The following is a 21659-nucleotide window of genomic DNA, read 5'->3' as shown; positions in this document are numbered from 1 at the left end:
TCCTTTATGCCTTTTGCGCAGCCAACATCAAGCCTTCTAACTTGATGGCATCGACACAGAAAGCACGAATGCCTTCCGCCAATTTCTCTGTGGCCATCGCGTCTTCGTTCAACGCAAAACGGAAACTCGCTTCGTTGTATTGCACCAAAGGCAAGTCCATGCCTTTGGCCGCTTGCGCGTCCAGTGCAGGTGTCAAGGCCTTGTCATTGGCGGCCAACAAGGCCAACAAGTCGGGACTGATGGTGAGCAAGTCGCAACCTGCCAAAGCCACAATCTGGCCGACGTTGCGGAAGCTGGCGCCCATCACCTCAGTGGCAATGCCATTCTTCTTATAGTAGTTGTAGATGGCACGCACAGACTTCACGCCAGGATCGTTGGCGCCAGCATTTGTCGCTTCATCCCAAGCTGCGCCCGCTGTCTTTTTGTACCAGTCGTAAATGCGGCCCACAAAGGGCGAGATCAGTTGCACTTTGGCTTGACCACAGGCCACCGCTTGCGCAAACGAGAACAACAAAGTGAGGTTGGTGTGAATGCCTTCACGCTCCAACTCGGCGGCCGCTTGAATGCCCTCCCAAGTGGCGGCAATTTTAATCAACACGCGATCACGCGTAATGCCCTGCGCCCCATACAGGCTCATCAATCGGCGCGCACGCGCCAAGGTGCCTGCAGTGTCAAAGCTCAAACGTGCATCCACTTCGGTCGACACACGGCCAGGAATGGTCTTCAAAATTTCACATCCAAAGCGCACCAACAAATGGTCCATCACCACATCAAGCGGCTGCCCCTTGTGGGCTGCAACAGACTCCGTCAGCAATGGTGCATATTCTGGTTTTTGCACCGCCTTCAAGATCAAGGAAGGGTTGGTGGTCGCGTCCTGGGGCTGGAACTGGGCCAGTTGTTTGAAATCACCGGTGTCAGCCACCACGGTGGTATGAGATTTGAGGGCGTCGAGTTGGTTCATATCAAAAAATTTAAAACAAGGCTTGAATTATCGATGAAACAAAGTTACATTACAAACTCATTTTTATGTAACAAATAAACATGTCTTTCGATTTAGTCTTTTTTGGCGGCACTGGCGACCTGGTTTGGCGCAAATTAATGCCCGCCCTTTTTCAGGCATTTCGCCACGGCACCCTGCCCGAAGGCGGCCGCATCATTGGTGTCGCACGCGATGCCATGAGCGATGAGCAGTATCGCACCCTCATCCAGTCTCGCTTTGAGCAAGTCGAGGGCGCCAAACGCCCCAACGACGAAGAATTTGCCCGCTTCAAAGCCATGCTCCATTACGAGCGTGTGGACTTGTCCAATCCAGCCGATTACGCCAAATTGGCCGGGCGTCTGGCCGAGCGTCAAACCGACCATGTGGTGATGTACCTCGCCACAGCCCCCAGCTTGTTCAATACCGTTTGCGAGCAACTGGCCGCAGCCCAACTCAACACGCCCAAAACGCGCATTGTTTTAGAAAAACCCTTGGGCCACGACCTCAAATCCAACCGCGCCATCAACCAAAGCGTGCGCCAGGTCTTTGAAGAGCACCAAATCTTCCGCATCGATCATTACCTGGGCAAACCATCAGTTCAAAACCTGTTTGCCATGCGTTTTGGCAATGCCTTGTTTGAGCCCTTGTGGCGCCGCGAGCACATTGCCAACATTCAAATCACCATTGCCGAAGAACTGGGCGTTGAAAAACGCGGCGCGTTCTATGAAAACACCGGTGCACTGCGCGACATGGTGCAAAACCATGCGCTGCAATTGTTGTGCGCCATTGCCATGGAGCCCCCCATCAATGCGCACGCCGATGCCATTCGCGATGAAAAGCTCAAAGTCTTGCGCGCCCTCAAACCCTGGACGGCTGAAACACTGGGTCAACACGTGGTGCGTGGTCAATACAGCGCTGGCAATGTGCACGGTCAAGCAGTTCCGGGCTACACCGAAGAATCGGGCGTGAACCCCAACAGCAGCACCGAAACTTTTGTGGCACTGCGCACCGAAATTGCCAACTGGCGTTGGGCTGGCGTGCCTTTTTACATTCGCACTGGCAAACGCTTGGCTTCTCGCGAAGCCTACATTGAGATCAATTTCAGACCGACGCCGCATGCCATTTTTCAAGCCCCATCGGGTGGCGTGAACAAGCTCATCATTCACCTGCAACCCAAAGACGGTTTGGAATTGCACTTGTTCGCTGAAGGCCAACACAAACGCATCAAGTCCGGTCACACAACGTCAGGGGCACTCAGCCCTGTGCATTTGGACTTGGACTTTGACAAACGTTTTGGCAGCGAACGCGTGGGTGCCTACGAGCGTTTGTTGCTGGATGTGCTCGATGGGCGATTGAATTTGTTTGTGCGCAGCGACGAGCAAGAAGAAGCTTGGCGCTGGGTTGAACCTATTTTGCAACACTGGGCTGCGGACACCCAAGGCCCCCGTCCTTATGCAGCAGGCACTTGGGGCCCCAGCGCTTCAAGTGCCATGATTGCGCGGGACGGCTTTTGCTGGTCGGAAGAAACTTAAACCATGTTAGACCGAATCAAAGCCTCACTGCCCTCCCTCGCCCCTGCCGAGCAACGCGTTGGCAAATTGGTTTTGCAAGATCCCCGTGCGTTCGCCAATTTGCCAGTCACGGAATTGGCCGATCGTGCGCACGTCAGCAAACCCACCGTGGTTCGATTTTGCAGAAGTGTGGGCTACGACGGTCTGTCGGATTTCAAATTGAAGCTGGCAGGCAGTGTCAGCGAAGGCGTACCGTTCATCCACCGCAGCGTGGACGCAGACGACAAAACCAGTGACGTGGCGGTGAAGGTCATCGACAACACGGTGGCGGCATTTTTGAAGTACCGCAACGATGCGTCGTCTTTTGCCCTCGACCAAGCCGCACAAGCCTTGGCCGAAACACATGCCACTGGCAAACGCATAGAGTTTTATGGAGTCGGTAATTCTGGCATCGTGGCACAAGATGCACAGCACAAATTCTTTCGCTTGGGCATGAACACCATCGCCTACAGCGACGGCCATATGCAAGTGATGAGCGCCTCGATGTTGGGCAAAGGCGATTGCGTGGTGGTGATCTCCAACTCAGGCCGTACGCGCGATTTGATGGACGCCTGCGACATTGCACGCAAGCGCGGCGCCACCACCATTGTGATCACGGCCAGTGGCTCACCCTTGGCCACTGCAGGTCACATTCACCTCACCGCCGATCACCCAGAAAGTTACGATCGCTACAGCCCCATGGTCTCAAGGTTGTTGCACTTGTTGATCATTGACATTTTGGCCACCACCGTAGCGCTGCGCATTGGCGAGTCATTGCAGCCCGCCCTGCGCGAGATGAAACACAATTTGCGCAGCAAGCGCTACACCTGACACTTTAGGTGTGTTTGTAAAACTTGCCATCTTTCATGATGGCTTGAATGTGATCGCCTTGGCCCAACAAGCAAGACATGTCGTTCAAAGGATTGCCATCGACCAACAGCAAGTCGGCAATGGCCCCAGCTTTCACCACACCCAATTGGCCTGTCATATTGATCAGTTCTGCGGCATTGAGCGTGGCCTGTTGCAACGCGGCGCCGTTGCCCAAAATATCAGCGCGAATTCGCAACTCTTCCGATTGATGGCGATGTGACTCGCCCAACAAATCGGTGCCCAAAGCCATCTTGACGCCGGCTTTGGCCAAGATCTCCAAAGCCTTTTGACCTTGACTTCGCACGGTTTCAATTTTGGCCACCGACACCGCAGGCAAGCCTAGGCTGGCACCTTCATTGGCCAAAGCCTCGTAAGTAATCAGGGTCGGCACCATGTAGGCTTGCTGGTCGGCCATGAACTGCGCGGTTGACACGTCGATCAAGTTGCCGTGCTCAATGCTGCGCACACCATAGTCCACAGCGCGGTGAATGGCTTTGGGCGTGTAGGCATGGGCCATGACATACGTACCGGCATGCTCGGCCTCGTCCACAATGGCGCGAATTTCAGCTTCGGAATAGCCCAGGTAATGAATGGGGTCGTTGGGTGAAGCCACACCACCAGAGGCCATGATCTTGATCTGGTTGGCACCCTTCATGATTTCTTCGCGCACGGCCAAGCGCACGTTGTCCACACCGTCGACCACACGCGCCAGTGCGCCCACACGGCTGGAGCAACCACAAGGCTCGATCACATCACTGCGCGGACGGCCATCGCCATGGCCACCGGTTTGCGACAATGCGCGCCCCGCGGCAAAAATACGCGGGCCTTCCACCATGTCAGTGCGTGTTGCCTCCGCCAAATTCCAATCACCACCGCCCGCATCACGCACGGTGGTAAAGCCGCGCATCAGCATGCCCTTCATGATGGGCAAGGCGCGCAAAGTGGCAAACACATTGGGCTGGTTGGCGGTGATATTGAGGTTCAGGTGCGCCGCAATCACGTGCACGTGGCAATCAATCAAACCAGGCATCAAGGTTTTGCCTTGCGCCTTCACCACTTTGGTGCTGTCGGCAATGAACACATCGGGCTGATGCAGCACCACGGATTTGATCAGCCCGTTTTCGACCCAAACGTCTTGATTGGACTTCAAGGTCAAAGACTCGACATCCAAGACGTTGGCGGATTGAAACAAGATGGCGCTCATAGGACATTCACCCAGACATTTAAAAACCACATTAAAACTCAGAATGCCTGAGTTTGTCGCCCTCGGCATTAACCCTGATGGTCCTTGCGAAATGTCCCTAGCGTCCCCTAGAATGAACTGGTCATTTAACTTAGACAGGATTTAGCATGTACCAACGCTTCCTCAAAACCTCACGCCTGCTGACGCTGGCGATAGGCATGTCGGCAGCCCTGCTTGGCGCTACCAGCGCACAGGCCGTCGAATTCAAATGGGCCGCTCAAAACGACATCTTGACGCTCGACCCCCATTCACAAAATCACGCCACCACCAACAACATCGTGGGCCATACCTACGAAGGTTTGGTGCGCTACGACAAGAACTACAAAGTAGAGCCCTCATTGGCCACCAGCTGGTCCAACATCAACCCCACCACCGTGCGTTTCAATTTGCGCAAGAACGTCAAGTTCAACGACGGTTCTGCCTTCACGGCAGACGATGTGGTGTTTTCCTTTGATCGCATTCGCCAACCTCAAGGCACCATGCAGATTTATGTGGCGGGTGTGAAAGAAATGAAAAAGGTTGACGACCACACAGTGGACGTGATCTTGGACAAACCCAACCCCACACTGTTCAACAACTTCACCACTTTCTACATCATGAGCAAATCATGGTCGGTGAAAAACAAGTCTGAGAAAATTCAAGACTACAAAGCCAAAGAAATTACGTTCGCCTCCACCAATACCAACGGCACTGGCCCCTACATCATCAAAGAGTGGGCGCCCGACCAACGTGTGGTTTTGACGGCCAACAAATCTTGGTGGGACAAGTTGCAAGGCAATGTGACCGACATCATCTACACCCCCATCAAGTCAGACCCCACACGCATTGCTGCATTGTTGGCGGGTAACGTCGATGCCGTCACCGACCTGCCCACACAAGACGTTGCACGCCTGCGCAACACACCTACCTTGTCTGTGCTCGATGGTCCTGAAGTTCGTACCATCTTCTTTGGCTTTGATTTGGGCAGCGACGAGTTGAAATACGCGCCCAAAGGCAAAAACTTCTTCAAAGATGTTCGCGTTCGCAAAGCCTTGAGCATGGCCATTGACCGGACCGCCATTCAGCGCAGCATCATGCGCGGTATGTCTGTTCCAGCCAGCCTCATCATTGCCCCTGGCGTGAACGGTTACAACGCCGACATGGACAAAACAGGTCCTGCCGACGTAGAAGGTGCTAAGAAATTGTTGGCCGATGCGGGTTACCCCAACGGTGTGGAGTTCACACTTGACTGCCCTAACAACCGCTACGTTAACGACGAAGAAGTTTGCCAAGCTGTGGTCAACATGTGGGCCAAGATTGGTGTGAAAGCCAAGCTGAACGCCATCAACTTTGGTCCTTTCATTTCCAAGATCCAAAACTTCGACACCAGCGCTTACTTGCTGGGTTGGGGCGTGGCCACCTATGACGCACAGTACTCTTTGCAATCATTGGTCATGACACGTACTTCAGGTCCTGATGGCAGTTTCAACTTCTCCAAAATCAACAATGCCAAAGTAGATGCATTGATCGAAGCCATGAAAACAGAACTCGACAAGTCCAAGCGCGATGCCATGATCAAGGAAGCCTTGACCATCACGCGCGACGAAGTGTTGTACATCCCCTTGCACCACCAGATGCGCCCATGGGCCATGAAGAAAAACGTCACCATGACGCACAATTCAAATGATGCGCCCAAAATGTATTACGTGACTGTCAACTGATCTTCAGTGATTACCACGAAAAAGACGCTCCTCGGAGCGTCTTTTTTTATGCCTGCTGAAGCTCCAAAGAAGCGACTGACAGGGCTTCAGTGTCGCCCTTCTTCCACCGCATGGCACGCAATCTTGATGCCCTTGATGTTTTTCAAAACAGGGCGTTCCGTTCTGCAGCGCTCATTGGCCAAGGGGCAACGGGGGTTGAAGCTGCAGCCAGGTGGTGGGTTGAGTGGATTGGGCACCTCGCCTTGCACGGGGGTCCGCGCACGGCCAGTGTCTTTCATCTTGGGAATGGCATCGAGCAACATGCGCGTGTAGGGATGTTGCGGGTTGCTGAACAAGCTGTGCTTATCGGCCAATTCCACCAACTGCCCCAAATACATCACGCCCACGTTGTCACTCACGTGGCGCACCACCGCCAGGTTGTGCGAGATGAACAAATAAGTCAGGCCGCGCTCGCGCTGCAAATCTTTCATGATGTTGAGCACTTGCGCCTGCACGCTGACATCCAACGCGGAAGTGGGCTCATCGCAGACCAAAAACTCAGGTGCTGTAGCCAATGCGCGCGCAATTGAAATGCGCTGACGTTGACCGCCAGAGAATTGATGGGGGTACTTCACCATGTCGAGGGCAGACAAGCCTACTGACTGCAACAACTCTGCCACACGGGCTTTCAGTTCTTGCTCATCGTGAATCAGTCCGTGTTCTTTGAGAGGCTCACCAATGATGTCTTCCACTTTCCAGCGCGGGTTCAAACTGGCATAAGGGTCTTGGAAAATCATCTGAATGCGTTTGCGCATGGCTTTGGCGTTGTCGGATTTGAACGCTGCATGGGCGTCCTCTCCGTCAAAGGTGAGGCCACCGCGGGTTGGCTCATACAAACCCACCAACAAGCGCGCCACCGTGCTTTTGCCGCAACCGGACTCACCCACCAAGGCCAGTGTTTTGCCGCGTTCAATTTCAAAGCTCACGCCATCAACCGCCTTCAGTAGTTGGCGAGGCTTGCGTTCAATCACCCGACTGAGCCAAGGCGCAGAGACGTCAAAGGTTTTGGCCAAGTCGTGCGCGACCACCAAGGGCTGCTGGTTTGAAGAAGCATTGTGCTGGCTCATCGCACCGCCTCCGCGCTCACTTCGCTTTGCAACCAGCACGCAACATGCGTCTGACCGCTGTGGTCGAACTTGTTCACTTGAGTCAACTCAGGCCTTTCTTGTCTGCACCGATCAAACGCTTGGGGGCAACGAGGGTTGAAGGCACACCCTTGGGGGATGGCATTCAATCGCGGCATGGCGCCATCGATTTGGTTCAAGCGCTCGCGGTCGACTTCCATGTCGGGGATTGAAGCCATCAGGCCTGCGGTGTATGGATGCTCTGGGTGATTGATCACCTGATGCACAGGCCCAACTTCCACAATGCGGCCGGCATACATCACCGCCACACGGTCGCAGGTTTCGGCAATGACGCCCATGTCGTGCGTGATCAGCATCACGGCGGCGCCGCGCTGTTTGCAAATGTTTTTAAGCAAGCTGATGATCTGCGCTTGGATGGAAACGTCCAAAGCCGTGGTGGGCTCGTCCGCCACAATCAGTTGGGGTTCGGCCGCCAAGGCCAAGGCAATCACCACGCGCTGACGCATGCCGCCCGAAAACTGATGGGGGTAGTGGTCAATGCGCTCTGCCGCGGCAGGAATGCCAGTGTCTTGCAACAAAGCGATGGCGCGTTGACGCGCTTCCTGATCAGACACAGGCAAATGCGCCTGAATGGTTTCAGTCAGTTGCTTGCCCACCGAATACAAAGGGTTCAGTGAGGTGAGCGGGTCTTGAAAAATGGCCCCAATTTTGCGACCCCGAATGCTGCGCATTTGGTCGTTGTTCAAATTGTCGATGCGCTGACCTTGGAGCAAAATTTCACCGCCGGCCACACGACCTGGTGGTTCAAGCAAACCAATGATGGACGCACCGGTGAGGGACTTGCCCGCACCCGACTCGCCCACCACACCCAAGATTTCACCAGGGGCAATTTCAAATGAAATTTCGTCCAGCGCACGCAAGGTGCCATGCCGGCTTGGAAACTCCACGACCAAATTTTTAACTTGTAGAAGACTCATGACAACCAGTCAAAGGAATGAGGGCTCAACGCAAACGAGGGTTCAAGGCATCGCGCAGCCAATCGCCCAACAAGTTCACAGACAAGGCGATGAGGACCAAGGTCACGCCTGGGAAAATGGTGATCCACCATTCACCGGAAAACAAAAAGTCATTGCCAATGCGAATCAGTGTGCCCAGCGATGGCGAGGTAGGCGGCACACCGACGCCCAAGAATGACAGCGTCGCTTCGGTGATGATGGCGGTGGCCACTTGAATGGTGGCCAGAACCATCACTGGGCCGAGCACATTGGGCAGTACATGACGGATCATGATGCGAAGGGGTGCAACCCCAGTAACGCGGGCAGCTTGAACATATTCTTTGTTGCGCTCGACCAAGGTGGTGCCACGAACGGTGCGCGCGTATTGCACCCACCCGGTGAGTGAAATTGAAATGATGAGCACGCCAAAGGCCAATGAGTCATCGGCATCTGGAAACAGTGCACGTCCAACACCCGCAATCAGCAAGGCCACCAAGATGGCCGGGAAGGAGAGCATCACATCGCACAAGCGCATGAGGAAGGCATCCAACCAGCCGCCTCGAAAGCCAGCCAACAGGCCCAAGGTCACACCCACCAACAAGGACACAAAGACGGATGCAAAACCCACCACCAATGAGATCCGTGTGCCGTACATCAAGGCCGACAAAATGTCGCGGCCTTGGTCATCCGTGCCTAGCAAATACTTGACACTTCCTTCCGCCGACCATGCGGGGGGCAAACGGGCATCCATGAGGTCTAGACTGGCGGCATCGAAGGGGTTGTAAGGCGCAACCCACTTGGCAAACAACGCGCAAAAAATAAAGATGAAGGCAATCAAAGCCGCCGACATGGCTGTTTTGGAATGCTTGAAACTGTAGCCAACATCGCTGTTGAGCCAACGGGAAATGGGATTGGACATGCCGTCTGAATCTTTCTGAATGAGGGTCTTCGTGGCCAAGTGTTAAACGCCAGACAGTGGCAGCGCATGCTCCACCAAGCTGGCATGCAACGCTGCCCCTAAAGGCAGGATGGCATCGTTGAAATCGTAGCGACTGTTGTGCAAAGGGTGAGGGCCGGGGCCATCGATGGCGCCTTGACCCACGCGCAAATACGCACCCGGCTTGGCCTGCAACATGAACGAAAAATCTTCCGCCCCCATGCTGGGTGGCATGTTGCGCCATACGCGCTCTGCGCCCACCAAGGTGGTGGCCACATCGGCCGCAAAGTTGGCCTCGGGTACCGTGTTGACGGTGGCCGGATAACCGCGCTTGTAGGTGAGTTGTGCCGTGGCACCAAAGCCATGGGCCACCGATTCGCACAAATGGCGCAAGCGGTCCTCAATGGTTTGCTGAACCGCTTCGTTGTAAGTGCGCACGGTGCCCACCAAAGTGGCCTCGCCAGGGATGACGCTGGAGGCCCCCGGGTTGCCTGCTTGCATCGAGCAAATGCTGATGACCGCTTGATCAAACGCAGACAGATTGCGGGCCACAATGCTTTGCGCCGCCGTGATGATGTGCGCCGCTACCAGCACAGGATCCACCGCTTGATGCGGTCTGGCACCATGACCGCCCTTGCCGGTGATGTGAATGCGAATGGTATCGGCTGCGGCTTGCATGGGGCCTGGTGTGACGCCAATGACGCCTAAGGGTGTTTCGGGCGAGTTGTGCTGTGCATACACCTGTTCGCAAGGAAAGCGGTCGAACAAACCATCTTCCATCATGGCGCGTGCACCCGCGTAGCCTTCTTCGCCTGGCTGAAAAATCAGCACGGCGGTGCCGTCAAACTGACGTGTCTCGGCCAAGTATCTCGCCGCACCCAATAACATGGCCGTATGGCCATCGTGACCACAGGCATGCATCAAGCCTGAATTTTTGGATTTCCACAAACTGTCGTTGTGCTCGGGCAAGGGCAGCGCATCCATGTCGGCGCGCAAACCAATCATGCGCCCTGGGTTTGCTGCATTTCGACCTTGGCCATGCACCAAGGCCACCACGCCTGTTTTGCCGATGCCTGTGTGAATGGCGTCGACACCAGAAACTTTCAGCGCTTCAACCACACGGCTCGAGGTGTAAATTTCTTCAAAGCCCAACTCGGGGTTGGCATGGAGGTCACGCCGGAACGCTGTGAGCTCGGGGTGGAATTTGGCAATGTGTGCAAAGGCGCGACCTTGGGCCAAGGCATTTTTCAAAGAAGCGCCTTGAAAGGCCGGGTCGGCTGCACTCAGGTCATGTGAACTGTTGCGCAACATGCTCAGTGCCCTCCCGCCTTGCCAACGCGCAACCGGGGGTCCACCAAAAAGTACAGCAAGTCCACAATCAAATTGATGACCACAAAAATCAACGCAATCAAACACAGGTACGCCGCCATGACCGGAATGTCGGCAAAGGTCACCGCTTGAATGAACAACAAGCCCATGCCGGGCCACTGAAACACCGTCTCCGTGATGATGGCAAAGGCAATGAGGCCACCCAATTGCAAACCGGTGATGGTCATCACGGGCACCAGGGTGTTTTTAAGTGCATGACCAAAGTGAATAGCCCGGTTGGACAAGCCACGTGCACGCGCAAACTTGATGTAATCGGTGCGCAACACTTCCAACATTTCAGCGCGCACCAAACGCATGATGAGGGTCAACTGAAACACCGTGAGCGTGAGGGCCGGCAAGATGATGTGGTGCCAACCTTTGGCCGTGAGCAAGCCTGTGCTCCACCAACCAATTTTGACGACATCGCCACGGCCAAAACTTGGGAACCAGCCCAGCAAGACCGCGAAAAACAAAATCAACAAAATGCCAATGAGGAAAGTGGGCAATGACACACCCAGCAAAGACAGGGTCATGAGCAGTTGGCTGCCAAAGGTACCGCGGCGCAGGGCGGCATAAACGCCCATGGGAATGCCAATCAACAAGGCCATGCCGGCGGCCAAAACAGCCAACTCTAAGGTGGCTGGAAAGCGATCTGCAATGAGTTGGGACACTTTGGCGCCTTGGCGCAGGCTGATGCCAAATTCGCCCTGTGCGGCATTGAGCAAAAAGTGCCAAAACTGCACCACAAAGGGCTGGTCTAAGCCCAAATCTTTGCGCAGCGCTGTAATTTGGTCAGCGGTGGCGTCTTGGCCCAAAATGAACAACACGGGGTCGCCCACATACTGGAACAGCAAAAATGCGATGAACGCCACCGAAACCATGACCATGACTGCCTGGATCAGGCGTTGAATGACAAATGCAAACATTCAATTCCCTTAATTCGAACCCTGAACTATGCAACAAACAGGCCTACTTTGGCCAGAGGGGATTCCCGACTGCGCTTCACTCGCGGAAATTGCCAACGAACGCTCAAAATGACAGCTTGTCAATGCAAGCGAATCGCACCATACCAAGATTGTGCATGGCTGCGCGTGTTGTCGCTGTCGGTCATCAAGCCAATGCCAATCAGCGCCCCGGGCGGTTCACCGAATGCTTTTTCATAGTCTTCACGAATATTGCGTTCATAGGTCAACCACTGGTTCAAACGCTGCGACCCCGACTCGACGACAATTTTTTGAATTCGATCGGTTCGAGGGTTTTGAATGACCGACTCAACCGGCCGATGGTTGCACCACACATACATCAGGGTGGCATACGGCATGGGACGTCCCGACATCACATGAGACAGCTCACTCAGCATGGCGTTTTTGGCAGAAAACTGACTTCGATCACCATCAAAGGCCAACACAAGGCGAACTGGCGAGTCGTCTTGATCTCGTTGTGCCATGTCAGCACCGTCTATCAATTTTTTGATTTGCCAAGAAAAACTCAAGACACCCAGTTGTTCGGGTTCAATGTGCAAATCTTTGCGCAGCATGCTGGCCGAAGATTGCGCATTGGCCTGCAAGGCACTGCGATTGCTCAAGCGCACCACAGAATATTGCGTCGATACTTTGCCAGGGAGTTTGACGGCGTCCCACTTCAATTGGTCTTCGGGCTGCCAAGCGGTTTGATTGCTGACAGCGACTGATTTTCCTGGAAGAGGCAAGCTGCCACAGCCCTGCAAGGCCCACACCGTGACGCCAAGGCACAGGGCCCAAGCCAAACGAGTACCAAAGGGCAAAGTCATGTTCACAGCGTTTCAGTTGCGTTGAAAGAATTGTGTCACAACATCCTGTGCAACTTGTTGAAGCTGGGTTGCCAGCCCTTCATCAATAAGGCCATCTGCACGGTACACATTGCCCACGGGCGAGCGGCCATACAAAGCGGCAAATGTGGTGCAAGCCGCCAGGTAAGTGCCCAGCAATGATGGGTGTGTGCCATCGCGATTGTGAAACTTCAAATCTGGAAAGCGGCGATACGCCTCCTCAAAAGCCAAGCCCACGGGAATCACCAAGGCACCGATCTCGTTGCCCACATCGACGTACATCGATTCTGTCGCCACAATGTTTTCTGGCTTGACTTGACGGTGCGGCTTGACATAGACATGCGTCATGTAAAGCGCTACTTGCCCGCCTTTGGCACGAATCAAATCCGCATTGAGGGCCGCCGTCTGTCGAAAAATCTCACGGCGACGCGGCGAGAGTGGCTCACCACTGCCGCCTTGCATCACCACCCACTCAAACGGCTGCGACACACCAATGCGGCCCGGCTCGATGAGGTGCGGCATGTTGTGGTGATTGAGCGCAGCACCCCCAATGGTGGACGACTTGAATTGCAAACGCGCGCCCAATGCAGGTTCAGCGGCTTCGACAAGATAAGACACGTGGTTGTGAAGGCTGTTGTTGTAATAGTAGTAACTGTTGCCAACAAACAAGACGCGCTCTGGACTGGCGTTGCTGATCGGCTTGATGTTGAGCGTCTTAGCAAACGATACCGATGCGCCAAGCGAACATCCCAACACCAGCCAAAGCACAAAACATTTCAATGAATTTTTCATCGCTTGAAAAGCCATTCAATTCATGGCTGCAACAATCGTTGAAAGTCTTTTTCAAGAAGCGCTAGCGATTGATTTATTTTTTGTCGTTTCTCAGTCGTCCACTTTTGCTGGTCTTTGAGCTTGTCTTTGGCCAGCGCCACCATGCGCTTCATTTCAGAAGCCTGAGGTCCGCCTACCGTGGCCCGATTTTGAACAATCGCGACAGGATTGAGCGTGCTCTTAAATTCAACTTCAGACATGGGCAATTCCATCTGAGGATCAAACTCTTTCATGACTTCTTTGTAGATGCGTTTGGCTTCGGCATAAGGAAAGTCAAGCGGCTTGATGTTGTGTTGCTTGGCATGCTTAACTATGTCGGTTGAGAAATGATGTCCCACGCGAAACGGCACTTTGTACTTGCGCATCAACACATCTGCCAATTCTTGTGACGCAGTCCAGTCACTGTTCAACTCCTCCAATGCTCTATCGGGATCAACCACAAGGGCATTCAAAATTCGATCAAAACGTTTGAGAAATTGCACCGCACTTTGAACCATTTCGGTGTTGCTGCTTTCCTCTTTGGGATCTTGCATGCCAGGTGTGATGTTATGCGCCCGCATCAATGGCCCCATTGCCAAAGCCAAGGTTGAAGAAATTTCTCGACGCGTTTCAGTCAACAAAATTGGGTTTTGTTTTTGCGGCATGGCACTTGAGATTTGCGTATTCACAAATCGCAGTGGCACCAGAAAAATCCAGGGCCGAATCTGACCGTATTGACTCATAACGTCTTGAATAAAGTGCCCCGTATGCAAACCAATGCTGGTCACAATGGCGCTGACTTCAACGGGATACTCGCTCGACGAAATTTGCGCCGCGTCATAGGCGTTGTCGACGATCGTTTCAAAGCCTAAGTAATTCGCCATGCGCGTGCGATTCAAGGGCCAACTGCTGCCATTCAAAACGGTTGTCCCCATGGGTGACCTGTCGATACGCGCATAGGCTTCTCGTATGCGTTGCGCATCGCGCTCAAAACCAGCAGCATGTCCCAGCCAAGCATGCCCCAAGCTATTTGGTTGGGCCGCAATGCCATTGGTGTAGTTGGGAACAATGGTTTGCGCATGTTTTTCAGACAAGCGAACAAGCGTTTCGGAGGTTTTGGTGAGCTGATCGGCCAAATCCAAGAGATTGTCACGCATGATCGCCGCCCGATAAGTGGCAAACATGTCTTGGCTAGAGCGCCCGGCATGCAACAAGCTGGCTTCTTGTCCTGCAGCGCTAATCAGCAAGGGTTCAAATTCAACCACACGAAAGGGACGCGCCGCACCAGGCTTGTCGCCATCTGCCATGACCTTGACGATGCCAGCGGCAATCTTGGGTGCTTTCTCACGTTCAAGCAAGCCTTCATCGACGTTGATGACTGCCGAAGCTTTGTTAATTTGACCTAACCAAAAAAATTGATCTCTCCCTGCATTCTTTTGCGCGACAGCCCAAGAGCAAGCAAACACCAAGGTCACACCTGTCCAAAATTTTTGATAACTGCCAGTCATTTCAAAGATCCTCAATTCGGCGAACACAACGATGCCGTCAAATAGGTTCAAGCATCAAGCCCGAACATAGCACACGATGGCTTCACAGATGGCTTGCCGCCTAGATAGGCTGTTGCTGGGCAGGTTTGAATCGTAGTCAAACAAAACCTGGTAGTTGAAGTGCGAGGAGATGTGATAGTGACACTGGCCAATGAAGTTGATGTACACATTCATGGGGTCGAGTTCTTTGCGCATGCTGCCATTGGCCTGACCACGGCGGACCAAATCCTGCACCATGGCAAAGGTTGCGCGATTCATTTGAACAATGGTGGGGGAAGATTTTAAAAATCTTGCACCTTGCAAATTTTCCTGCAGGCTGAGGCGAATGAAGTCGGGGTATTTGCTGAAATTGTCAAACGCATACCCTGCCAGCCTGGCCAAAGCTTCAATCGGCGGCAAATCATCCGGTGGATCGACGTGATCTTCTCGCACGATGCGGTAGGCAAACTCCAACACTTGCGCATACAAATTTTCTTTGCTACCAAAGTGGTAGTAAATCATGCGTTTGCTGGTGTGCGTGCCCGCCGCGATAGATTCAATGCGACTGCCTTCCAAACCAAAGTTGGCGAATTCGGCCAGCGCAACTTCCAATATATTGCGCTTGACCGGATCCATGGGCTTGTCCGTTATGGGATCTAGCAAGGTGTTAGGTGGAGAGGTGGGCTCGGAGGTCATCGCACAACTGATCGGCTGCAGCAGCTGACGCCGTCGACACTGCGGTGTAGCTGAAGAAGCCGTGATTTAAATCACCGTAAACCCGCAAGCATAACGCCACATTGGCAGCCTTCAAGGCAGCTGCATAGACCATATTGTCATGGTACAAAAAGTCATGCACACCTACGCCCAGAATGGCAGGCGCCAAACCAGCCAATGTTGAGGCTTTCAATGGCGACACACGAGGGTCAAGGGCTTTTTGTTCAGCGTCTTCACCCAAGTAAGATTTCTCTGGCCCGCCACGTCCCGTCAAGTTGGTGGCAGGGTACATCAACAACTGGCACGCCAGGGCAATGCCATGGTCACGGCAGTACAAAGCCGCCACAGCGGCTAAATTACCGCCGGCGCTGTCGCCGCCCACGGCCAAGGGCTTGTCAGCACCACCTAACGCTGCCAAGTTGGCCGCCGCCCATCGCATCGCTGCTTCCGCATCGTCGGCCGCAGCAGGAAAGCGATGTTCGGGCGCCAAACGATAGGCCACATTAAGCACCACCACACCCGCACGATTGGCCAAGCGAATGGCGTGCGCTTCGTGCGACTCCAAATCACCGACCACCCAACCACCGCCATGGAAATAGACCAAAGTGCCCGTCACTGCGCCTTCAAGTGGCCGAATGATGCGCACGTCGATGTCGCCACCCGGGCCAGGAATAGTCCGTGATGCAATACTGCCTTGGGGCAACTTGGGTTTGGGATAGAGAAATGCGCGTACATTGTGCGCACGCTCTCGGCTAACGGGACCATTGCCCCCCTCGTACAGGTCGGGAATGCCGGCCGCTTTCCATTGCCGATCGATGTCGACAATGGCAGGGTCCAGCGGCAAGGTGGAAACGTTGTGAAGCATGCTGACGCTCATGGCTCTCTTCTTATTTGGCAGGCACAAAGTCGATGGTATCGATGACCACCGATTGACCAATTCGTGGCGCTTTCACACTGTTAGACACGAAGTACACGGTGTGGCTGGCAACGATGGGCGCAAACCAAGCAATTTCCGCAGTGTGTGCGTAAACTTTTTTCCATGCGCTTTCAGCTTTGTCCAAAGGCAGTGCAGCAGCTTCGTCCATCAATTTGGTCAAGGTGGCGTCTTCAGATTTGTAAAAATTCAAGCTGCCTTTGCCCAAGGTTTGGAAGCGCGCCAAATTGGGCACACCCGAATTGCTGTTGAACATCAAGGCGCCAATTTTCTTGCCGCGCTCTGCCGCCAACATGGCACCAAAGTTTTGGAACTCTTCGGTAACAGGGCGAATGCCCACTTTCTTCAATTGACCCGCGACGGCCATGGTCAAGAAGCGGCTAAGGGTGTTGTTGACATATTGCAACTTCAACTCAAAGCCATTGGGGTAACCCGCTTCTGCCAACAAGGCTTTGGCTTTGGCTGGATCGTAGGGGTAACGTTTTTCAATCTCAGGGTCGTAACCCAAGAAGCCTTTGCTTTGCAGTTGAGCAGAGGGCTCTGCCAACTTGCCAAACAAAGCAGTGGCCAACAGTTTGCGGTCCAATGCGTAGTTGATTGCTTGGCGAACACGCACGTCTTTCAACTCAGGCTGAAAGACACCTTCGCGGTCGGCCAAAATCAGGCCCGTCCACTGTACGGGGTCGGAGACGATGCGCAAATCCTTGGGCAAGTTGCCAGCGTTAGAGTTGCCCGTAAAAGGATCGCTGACCAAGACCTTCAGCTGACCGGCCTTCATGGCTTGAATACCCGCATTTTGGTCTTCAAACACTTGAACCACCACCTTGTCCCACTTCACGCGGCTCTTGTCGTAGTAGTGCTCGTTGGGCACGTAGGTGTAACTTTTGCCTGTGATGGTGGCCGAAGGATCGAGCTTGTAAGGTCCCGCGCCAAAGGTGGCCGCGCCCAACTGATCTGGCTTGGCCACACCGTTGGGACTGATGATGTCGCCACTGTTGAAGTAAGCATCAAACAGCGACAACAACGCAGGCTGCGGTGCAGACAGTTTGATTTTGAGTTTGAACTTGTCCAGAATTTCAATGCCGGTCATGGTGGACAAGTTGGCAGAGAACGGGCCTTTTTTGCCCACGAAGTATTCGATGGATTTCTTCACTGCTTCCGCTGTGACCAACTCACCATCGCTGAACTTGGCATCCTGACGCAATGTGAAAGTCACTTCTTTGCTGTCGGGTGAAATTTGCCAAGCCGTGGCCAAAGCGGGTGCAAATTTGCCATCGGCTTGTGTGCGAATAAGGGGCTCATAAGCGGGTGACAAATGCACGCCCGCACGGCCATTGCCGCTGATAGAGGGGTCCATGCTCAAGGGCGAGAAGGGCATGCCAATGCTCAATACCTTGGCATTGTTTTGCGCCATGGCGGGTGCGCTGATCAGGCCCACGCTCAAAGTGCAGGCGCCAAGCACACTGGCAAGCAAAGCATGGCGTCGGTTGAGGTTCATTTTCTTCATACGTGTCTCCTGAGGTCTATTGAGAAATGAAAGGGAAAACTGAAACTGAATGGCCGTGTTAAATCAATCCCGACAGTGCTTGTCGGGCCAAGTCAAACTGCGCACGGCGTTCGCGCTGAATCAAAGGATCGGGCACCGGTGCAGCAGCCAACAACGCACGCGTGTAGGGGTGCTCGGGATGGTCATGCACTTGGCCGGCATCGCCCTGCTCCACAATGTCACCTCGGTACAGCACCACGGTGCGATGCGACACATGCCGAACCACCGTCAGATCGTGCGAGATGAACAACATGGCCAAACCCATGCTTTGTTGCAAAGACTTCAGCAGATTCAAAACCTGTGCTTGCACTGACAAATCCAAGGCACTCACAGGCTCGTCACACACAATCAGTCGCGGCTTGGCAATGACGGCGCGGGCAATCGCAATGCGTTGACGCTGGCCGCCTGAAAACATGCCTGGGTAACGCGAAGCCGTGTCGGTGGGCATGCCCACTTGTTGCAAAACTTCAGCCACTCGTTCAGAAATGTCTTTGCCCGTTAGACTTTTGTCGTTCATCAAAGGTTCGGCCAAGGTGTCACCTATGGTGCGCGCTGGATTGAGTGAACCGTAGGGGTCTTGAAACACCACCTGAATGTCGCGACCCAAGGCCCGTCTGCGCTCACGCGATGCATGCGTGATGTTTTCACCTTCAAACCACACGTCGCCGCTGGTGGCTTCTGTCAGACCTAAGATGACACGGCCGACGGTGGTTTTGCCAGACCCAGACTCGCCCACCAAACCGACCGTTTCGCCGGGCTGAATGTCCAAGCTGATGCCTTTGAGCGCCTGAAACACTTTGCCACGGCCTTGGGGGAAATTCACACGCAAGTCTTTCACTTGCAATAGGGCTTGCTGGCTCATGCGGCACCGCCTGTCAGGGTCATCAATTGTTCGTCCACGGTGGGCAACACATCACCAGGTTTGGCGCTGTGGGGATTGGCCGCCAGCAAGGCTTGTGTGTAGGGGTGTTGCGGGCGATGGAACAAGTCCACCACCGAGGCTGACTCGAGCACTTCACCGTGGCGCAAGACCAAGGCACGATCGCAGATGTCGGCCACCACACCCCAGTCGTGCGTCACCAACACCACCGCCATTTGGCGCGACTGGCTCAGGCTGCGAATGAGGGCCAAGATTTCAGCTTGCACCGTGACATCAAGTGCCGTGGTCGGCTCGTCGGCCAACAAAATTTGTGGTTCACTGGCCAAAGCGCGTGCAATGCCAACACGCTGCGCCATGCCACCCGAAATTTGATGCGGATAGCGTGCAGCCACTTCGTCGGGATTTGGAATTTTGACTTGTTCCAGTAACTCAATCACTTTGGCTTGAACTTGTGATTCGCTCAAGGCTTGCAAGCGCAGCACTTCCGCCAATTGATGGCCAATGGTGAAACACGGATCAAGCGCCGCCATCGGCTCTTGGAAAATCATGCCCACTGTGGCGCCGCGCAATTGCGCCAGACGCGCCTCATTCGACAGGTCAATCACCTCACCAGCCACCACTGCGGTGCCCGCACTGACATTCACGCCAGGTGGTAATAAACCCATCAAGGACAAACTGGTGAGTGTTTTGCCACTGCCTGATTCGCCCACAATGCCGAGCGTTTCACCGCGTTTTAAATCAAAACTGACGCCTTTGACCAAGACACGTGCAGGCAGTTTGTCTGCCTTAAATTCGCGGCCATGCGTGCCATCCACCACAATGGTCACATTGCGCATCGACAACAAACTGTCTGCAGGTACATCGGTTGGTGCAACAGCTTCTCGTGCTTTGACTTTTTGACGCACAGCAGGACGCGACCAAGCCTCGGTCGAGGTGTCACGCAAACTGTCGCCCAACAAACCAAACGACAACACCGTCAAGGCCACCACACCACCGGAGGGCACCAACAACCAAGGAAAATCATTCAAGCTGGCCGAGGCTTCAAAAATCATGCTGCCCCATGTCGGCGCGGGTGGTGCCACACCCAGGCCTAAAAAGCTGATGCCCGTTTGCACAATCACGGCAATGGCCGCAAACAAAGACATCTGCACAATCACGGGCCCTGCAATGCGTGGCAACACGTGCCGCGCAATGATGTGCCAATCACTCAATCCAGAAATGCGTGCAGCGGCAATGTAGAGCTCTTCTCGCACCGCCAAGGTGACGCTTCGCAGCACGCGCGACACACCCGCCGAGCCCATCACCCCCAAGGTCACCATGGCTGGCAGCATGGCCTGGCCAAATACGGCCAACACCGCCAGCATGATGAGCATGGTCGGCAATGACTGCACAAGGCTCACATACTGCTGCACCAGACGGTCCCATAAACCACCGAAGTAGCCAGCACTCACCCCCAAACTCAAGCCCAAGACGCTGGCCACCAACACGGCCTCAAGGACGCCGGCCATCGTGAGTGCGATGCCATGTACCATGCGGCTGTAGACATCACGGCCCAAAGCATCGGTGCCCAGCCAATGCTCGCTGCTGGGCATTTGCTTCAACGCCAATAAATCTTGATCCAAGGGGTCCAATGGCACCAGCACACCAGAGCCCACCGACAAAATGAGCAAGAACAAAAGCCAAACCAATGCCACTACCGCCAACGGACGGCTTAACAACCGGCGCCAATAGCTCATGACACCCTCACTTTCGGATTCAACCAACCGTAGCTGAGGTCTACCAACAAATTGATGGCCACGGTCATGAGTGTGAAATACAAGGTGACACCTTGCAGCAGCAAAATGTCTTTGTTCAATGCGGCACTGACCGCCAAGCTGCCCAAGCCAGGCAACACAAACACGCGCTCAACAAACACCGTACCGCTGATGGCCCCAATCATGACCAAACCCAACACGGTGACCACGGGCAGCGCAGCGTTGCGCAGCGCATGTTTCCAAATGACGCTGCGTTCGGGCAAACCGCAAGCGCGCAGCGCACGGACAAAGTCGCGCCCCATCACATCGTTCATGGCGTCGCGCGTTTGTTTGGCGATGCTGGTGATGGAATACATCGCGACTGAAAAAATAGGCAACACCAAACTCAGCGCCCAATCTTTGGGGCTTTCGCTGAAGAACACATAGCCCGTCGCAGGCAACCATCGCAGGCTGACCGCAAAGACAGAGATCAGCACCAAGGCCAACCAGAACGAAGGGAAAATCAAACCCACCAGCGAAAACGCATCGATGGCACGCCCCACCCAGCCGCCCTTCAAAGCGCTTGCCACACCCAGCATCAAACCGACACTGAGGCACACCACCAACACGCCCGCCATGATGGACACCGAAACGCCCAAGCGCGGATTCAAAAGTGACGTGACCGTTTCTTTGGTGAAGTGCGACAAGCCCAAATCGCCCTGAACGGCGTTGCCCAACCAAGACAGGTACTGAACCAAGATGGGCCGGTCTAAGCCCAACTCGATGCGCAAGGCTTCATACTGTTCGCGGGTACCGTCTGCGCCCAAGATGGTCATGGCCATGTCACCCGGTGCCAAGCTGTTCAGCACAAAGGTCAGCAAGGTGACCAGAATGATCAAAGGCACTGACAACAGCAAGCGATGGAGAACCAGTTTAAACACGC

The 21659-nt window shown here is 54.3% G+C and carries 19 protein-coding genes; 3 read left to right on the top strand and 16 right to left on the bottom strand.

What is annotated here, in order from left to right; translation table 11 throughout:
- Nucleotides 1-4: 4 nt before the first annotated feature.
- Entirely contained in the window at nt 5-961 is a 957-nt protein-coding gene (gene tal / locus L103DPR2_RS03435) for a transaldolase (protein ID WP_055359764.1), read from the bottom strand.
- An 80-nt stretch (nt 962-1041) separates the two neighbouring features.
- Here tal and zwf point away from each other — a divergent pair, with 80 nt between their 5' ends.
- Together zwf and L103DPR2_RS03425 are read left to right on the top strand one after the other, a co-directional pair.
- Nucleotides 1042-2511 (top strand): glucose-6-phosphate dehydrogenase, encoded by a 1470-nt coding sequence (gene zwf / locus L103DPR2_RS03430; protein ID WP_055359763.1) that lies wholly within the window; start codon nt 1042-1044, stop codon nt 2509-2511.
- Nucleotides 2512-2514: 3 nt separating this feature from the next.
- Nucleotides 2515-3360, top strand: coding sequence for a MurR/RpiR family transcriptional regulator (locus L103DPR2_RS03425; RefSeq protein ID WP_055359762.1), 846 nt, complete (start codon nt 2515-2517; stop codon nt 3358-3360).
- Nucleotides 3361-3364: 4 nt separating this feature from the next.
- Here the strand turns inward: L103DPR2_RS03425 and L103DPR2_RS03420 are convergent, their stop codons facing one another.
- Nucleotides 3365-4603: a metal-dependent hydrolase family protein gene (locus L103DPR2_RS03420; protein WP_055359761.1), complete on the bottom strand. Its 1239-nt coding sequence runs from the start codon at nt 4601-4603 to the stop codon at nt 3365-3367.
- Between the two features lie 146 nt (nt 4604-4749).
- Here L103DPR2_RS03420 and L103DPR2_RS03415 point away from each other — a divergent pair, with 146 nt between their 5' ends.
- Nucleotides 4750-6342 carry an ABC transporter substrate-binding protein gene (locus L103DPR2_RS03415; RefSeq protein ID WP_055359760.1) on the top strand — a complete coding sequence of 531 codons (1593 nt, stop codon included), beginning with the start codon at nt 4750-4752 and terminating at the stop codon, nt 6340-6342.
- A gap of 86 nt (nt 6343-6428) precedes the next feature.
- Here L103DPR2_RS03415 and L103DPR2_RS03410 read toward each other — a convergent pair whose 3' ends face one another.
- The 14 genes from L103DPR2_RS03410 to L103DPR2_RS03345 form a co-directional block, all read right to left on the bottom strand.
- Nucleotides 6429-7448, bottom strand: a complete 1020-nt coding sequence (locus L103DPR2_RS03410) for an ABC transporter ATP-binding protein (RefSeq protein WP_055359759.1) — start codon at nt 7446-7448, stop codon at nt 6429-6431.
- A complete protein-coding gene (locus tag L103DPR2_RS03405) occupies nt 7445-8443 on the bottom strand; it encodes an ABC transporter ATP-binding protein (protein WP_055359758.1) in 999 nt (332 codons plus the stop codon). Before L103DPR2_RS03405 ends, L103DPR2_RS03410 begins: the two co-directional genes overlap by 4 nt.
- Before the next feature lie 25 nt (nt 8444-8468).
- Nucleotides 8469-9380, bottom strand: a complete 912-nt coding sequence (locus L103DPR2_RS03400) for an ABC transporter permease (RefSeq protein ID WP_055359757.1) — start codon at nt 9378-9380, stop codon at nt 8469-8471.
- Nucleotides 9381-9422: 42 nt separating this feature from the next.
- Nucleotides 9423-10709: a M20 aminoacylase family protein gene (locus L103DPR2_RS03395; protein WP_055359756.1), complete on the bottom strand. Its 1287-nt coding sequence runs from the start codon at nt 10707-10709 to the stop codon at nt 9423-9425.
- Between the two features lie 2 nt (nt 10710-10711).
- Nucleotides 10712-11692, bottom strand: a complete 981-nt coding sequence (locus tag L103DPR2_RS03390) for an ABC transporter permease (RefSeq protein WP_055359755.1) — start codon at nt 11690-11692, stop codon at nt 10712-10714.
- 119 nt (nt 11693-11811) lie between these two features.
- A complete protein-coding gene (locus L103DPR2_RS03385) occupies nt 11812-12555 on the bottom strand; it encodes a DUF3047 domain-containing protein (protein ID WP_082466698.1) in 744 nt (247 codons plus the stop codon).
- A 12-nt stretch (nt 12556-12567) separates the two neighbouring features.
- Nucleotides 12568-13365: a DUF4886 domain-containing protein gene (locus tag L103DPR2_RS03380; RefSeq protein WP_197274901.1), complete on the bottom strand. Its 798-nt coding sequence runs from the start codon at nt 13363-13365 to the stop codon at nt 12568-12570.
- Between the two features lie 20 nt (nt 13366-13385).
- Nucleotides 13386-14891 (bottom strand): lyase family protein, encoded by a 1506-nt coding sequence (locus L103DPR2_RS03375; RefSeq protein ID WP_055359753.1) that lies wholly within the window; start codon nt 14889-14891, stop codon nt 13386-13388.
- A 54-nt stretch (nt 14892-14945) separates the two neighbouring features.
- Entirely contained in the window at nt 14946-15545 is a 600-nt protein-coding gene (locus L103DPR2_RS03370) for a TetR family transcriptional regulator (protein ID WP_055359752.1), read from the bottom strand.
- 31 nt (nt 15546-15576) lie between these two features.
- Nucleotides 15577-16500 carry an alpha/beta hydrolase fold domain-containing protein gene (locus L103DPR2_RS03365; protein ID WP_055359751.1) on the bottom strand — a complete coding sequence of 308 codons (924 nt, stop codon included), beginning with the start codon at nt 16498-16500 and terminating at the stop codon, nt 15577-15579.
- A gap of 10 nt (nt 16501-16510) precedes the next feature.
- The gene (locus L103DPR2_RS03360) at nt 16511-18064 is read right to left on the bottom strand and encodes an ABC transporter substrate-binding protein (RefSeq protein ID WP_055359750.1); all 1554 of its coding nucleotides are present in this window, start codon (nt 18062-18064) and stop codon (nt 16511-16513) included.
- A 58-nt stretch (nt 18065-18122) separates the two neighbouring features.
- On the bottom strand, nt 18123-18965 hold the full coding sequence (locus L103DPR2_RS03355) for an ATP-binding cassette domain-containing protein (protein WP_055359749.1): 843 nt from the start codon (nt 18963-18965) through the stop codon (nt 18123-18125).
- The gene (locus L103DPR2_RS03350; RefSeq protein WP_055359748.1) at nt 18962-20719 is read right to left on the bottom strand and encodes a dipeptide/oligopeptide/nickel ABC transporter permease/ATP-binding protein; all 1758 of its coding nucleotides are present in this window, start codon (nt 20717-20719) and stop codon (nt 18962-18964) included. Before L103DPR2_RS03350 ends, L103DPR2_RS03355 begins: the two co-directional genes overlap by 4 nt.
- Nucleotides 20716-21657: an ABC transporter permease gene (locus tag L103DPR2_RS03345; RefSeq protein ID WP_055359747.1), complete on the bottom strand. Its 942-nt coding sequence runs from the start codon at nt 21655-21657 to the stop codon at nt 20716-20718. The genes L103DPR2_RS03350 and L103DPR2_RS03345 overlap by 4 nt, the downstream gene beginning before the upstream one ends.
- Nucleotides 21658-21659 lie beyond the last annotated feature (2 nt).

It is taken from the genome of Limnohabitans sp. 103DPR2 (genome assembly GCF_001412575.1).
In the GTDB taxonomy this organism is placed as follows: domain Bacteria; phylum Pseudomonadota; class Gammaproteobacteria; order Burkholderiales; family Burkholderiaceae_C; genus Limnohabitans_A.
The sequence above is the reverse complement of the archived record's forward strand: the minus strand, read 5'-3'. Positions and strand labels throughout refer to the sequence as shown.

Coding starts and splice junctions, on each gene's coding strand:
- L103DPR2_RS03420 (WP_055359761.1), bottom strand. CDS start 4,603: ATGAGCGCCATCTTGTTTCAATCCGCCAACGTCTTGGATGTCGAGTCT.
- L103DPR2_RS03400 (WP_055359757.1), bottom strand. CDS start 9,380: ATGTCCAATCCCATTTCCCGTTGGCTCAACAGCGATGTTGGCTACAGT.
- L103DPR2_RS03360 (WP_055359750.1), bottom strand. CDS start 18,064: ATGAAGAAAATGAACCTCAACCGACGCCATGCTTTGCTTGCCAGTGTG.
- L103DPR2_RS03415 (WP_055359760.1), top strand. CDS start 4,750: ATGTACCAACGCTTCCTCAAAACCTCACGCCTGCTGACGCTGGCGATA.
- L103DPR2_RS03410 (WP_055359759.1), bottom strand. CDS start 7,448: ATGAGCCAGCACAATGCTTCTTCAAACCAGCAGCCCTTGGTGGTCGCG.
- L103DPR2_RS03425 (WP_055359762.1), top strand. CDS start 2,515: ATGTTAGACCGAATCAAAGCCTCACTGCCCTCCCTCGCCCCTGCCGAG.
- zwf (WP_055359763.1), top strand. CDS start 1,042: ATGTCTTTCGATTTAGTCTTTTTTGGCGGCACTGGCGACCTGGTTTGG.
- L103DPR2_RS03390 (WP_055359755.1), bottom strand. CDS start 11,692: ATGTTTGCATTTGTCATTCAACGCCTGATCCAGGCAGTCATGGTCATG.
- L103DPR2_RS03395 (WP_055359756.1), bottom strand. CDS start 10,709: ATGTTGCGCAACAGTTCACATGACCTGAGTGCAGCCGACCCGGCCTTT.
- L103DPR2_RS03365 (WP_055359751.1), bottom strand. CDS start 16,500: ATGAGCGTCAGCATGCTTCACAACGTTTCCACCTTGCCGCTGGACCCT.
- tal (WP_055359764.1), bottom strand. CDS start 961: ATGAACCAACTCGACGCCCTCAAATCTCATACCACCGTGGTGGCTGAC.
- L103DPR2_RS03370 (WP_055359752.1), bottom strand. CDS start 15,545: ATGGATCCGGTCAAGCGCAATATATTGGAAGTTGCGCTGGCCGAATTC.
- L103DPR2_RS03380 (WP_197274901.1), bottom strand. CDS start 13,365: ATGAAAAATTCATTGAAATGTTTTGTGCTTTGGCTGGTGTTGGGATGT.
- L103DPR2_RS03405 (WP_055359758.1), bottom strand. CDS start 8,443: ATGAGTCTTCTACAAGTTAAAAATTTGGTCGTGGAGTTTCCAAGCCGG.
- L103DPR2_RS03375 (WP_055359753.1), bottom strand. CDS start 14,891: ATGACTGGCAGTTATCAAAAATTTTGGACAGGTGTGACCTTGGTGTTT.
- L103DPR2_RS03350 (WP_055359748.1), bottom strand. CDS start 20,719: ATGAGCTATTGGCGCCGGTTGTTAAGCCGTCCGTTGGCGGTAGTGGCA.
- L103DPR2_RS03385 (WP_082466698.1), bottom strand. CDS start 12,555: ATGACTTTGCCCTTTGGTACTCGTTTGGCTTGGGCCCTGTGCCTTGGC.
- L103DPR2_RS03355 (WP_055359749.1), bottom strand. CDS start 18,965: ATGAGCCAGCAAGCCCTATTGCAAGTGAAAGACTTGCGTGTGAATTTC.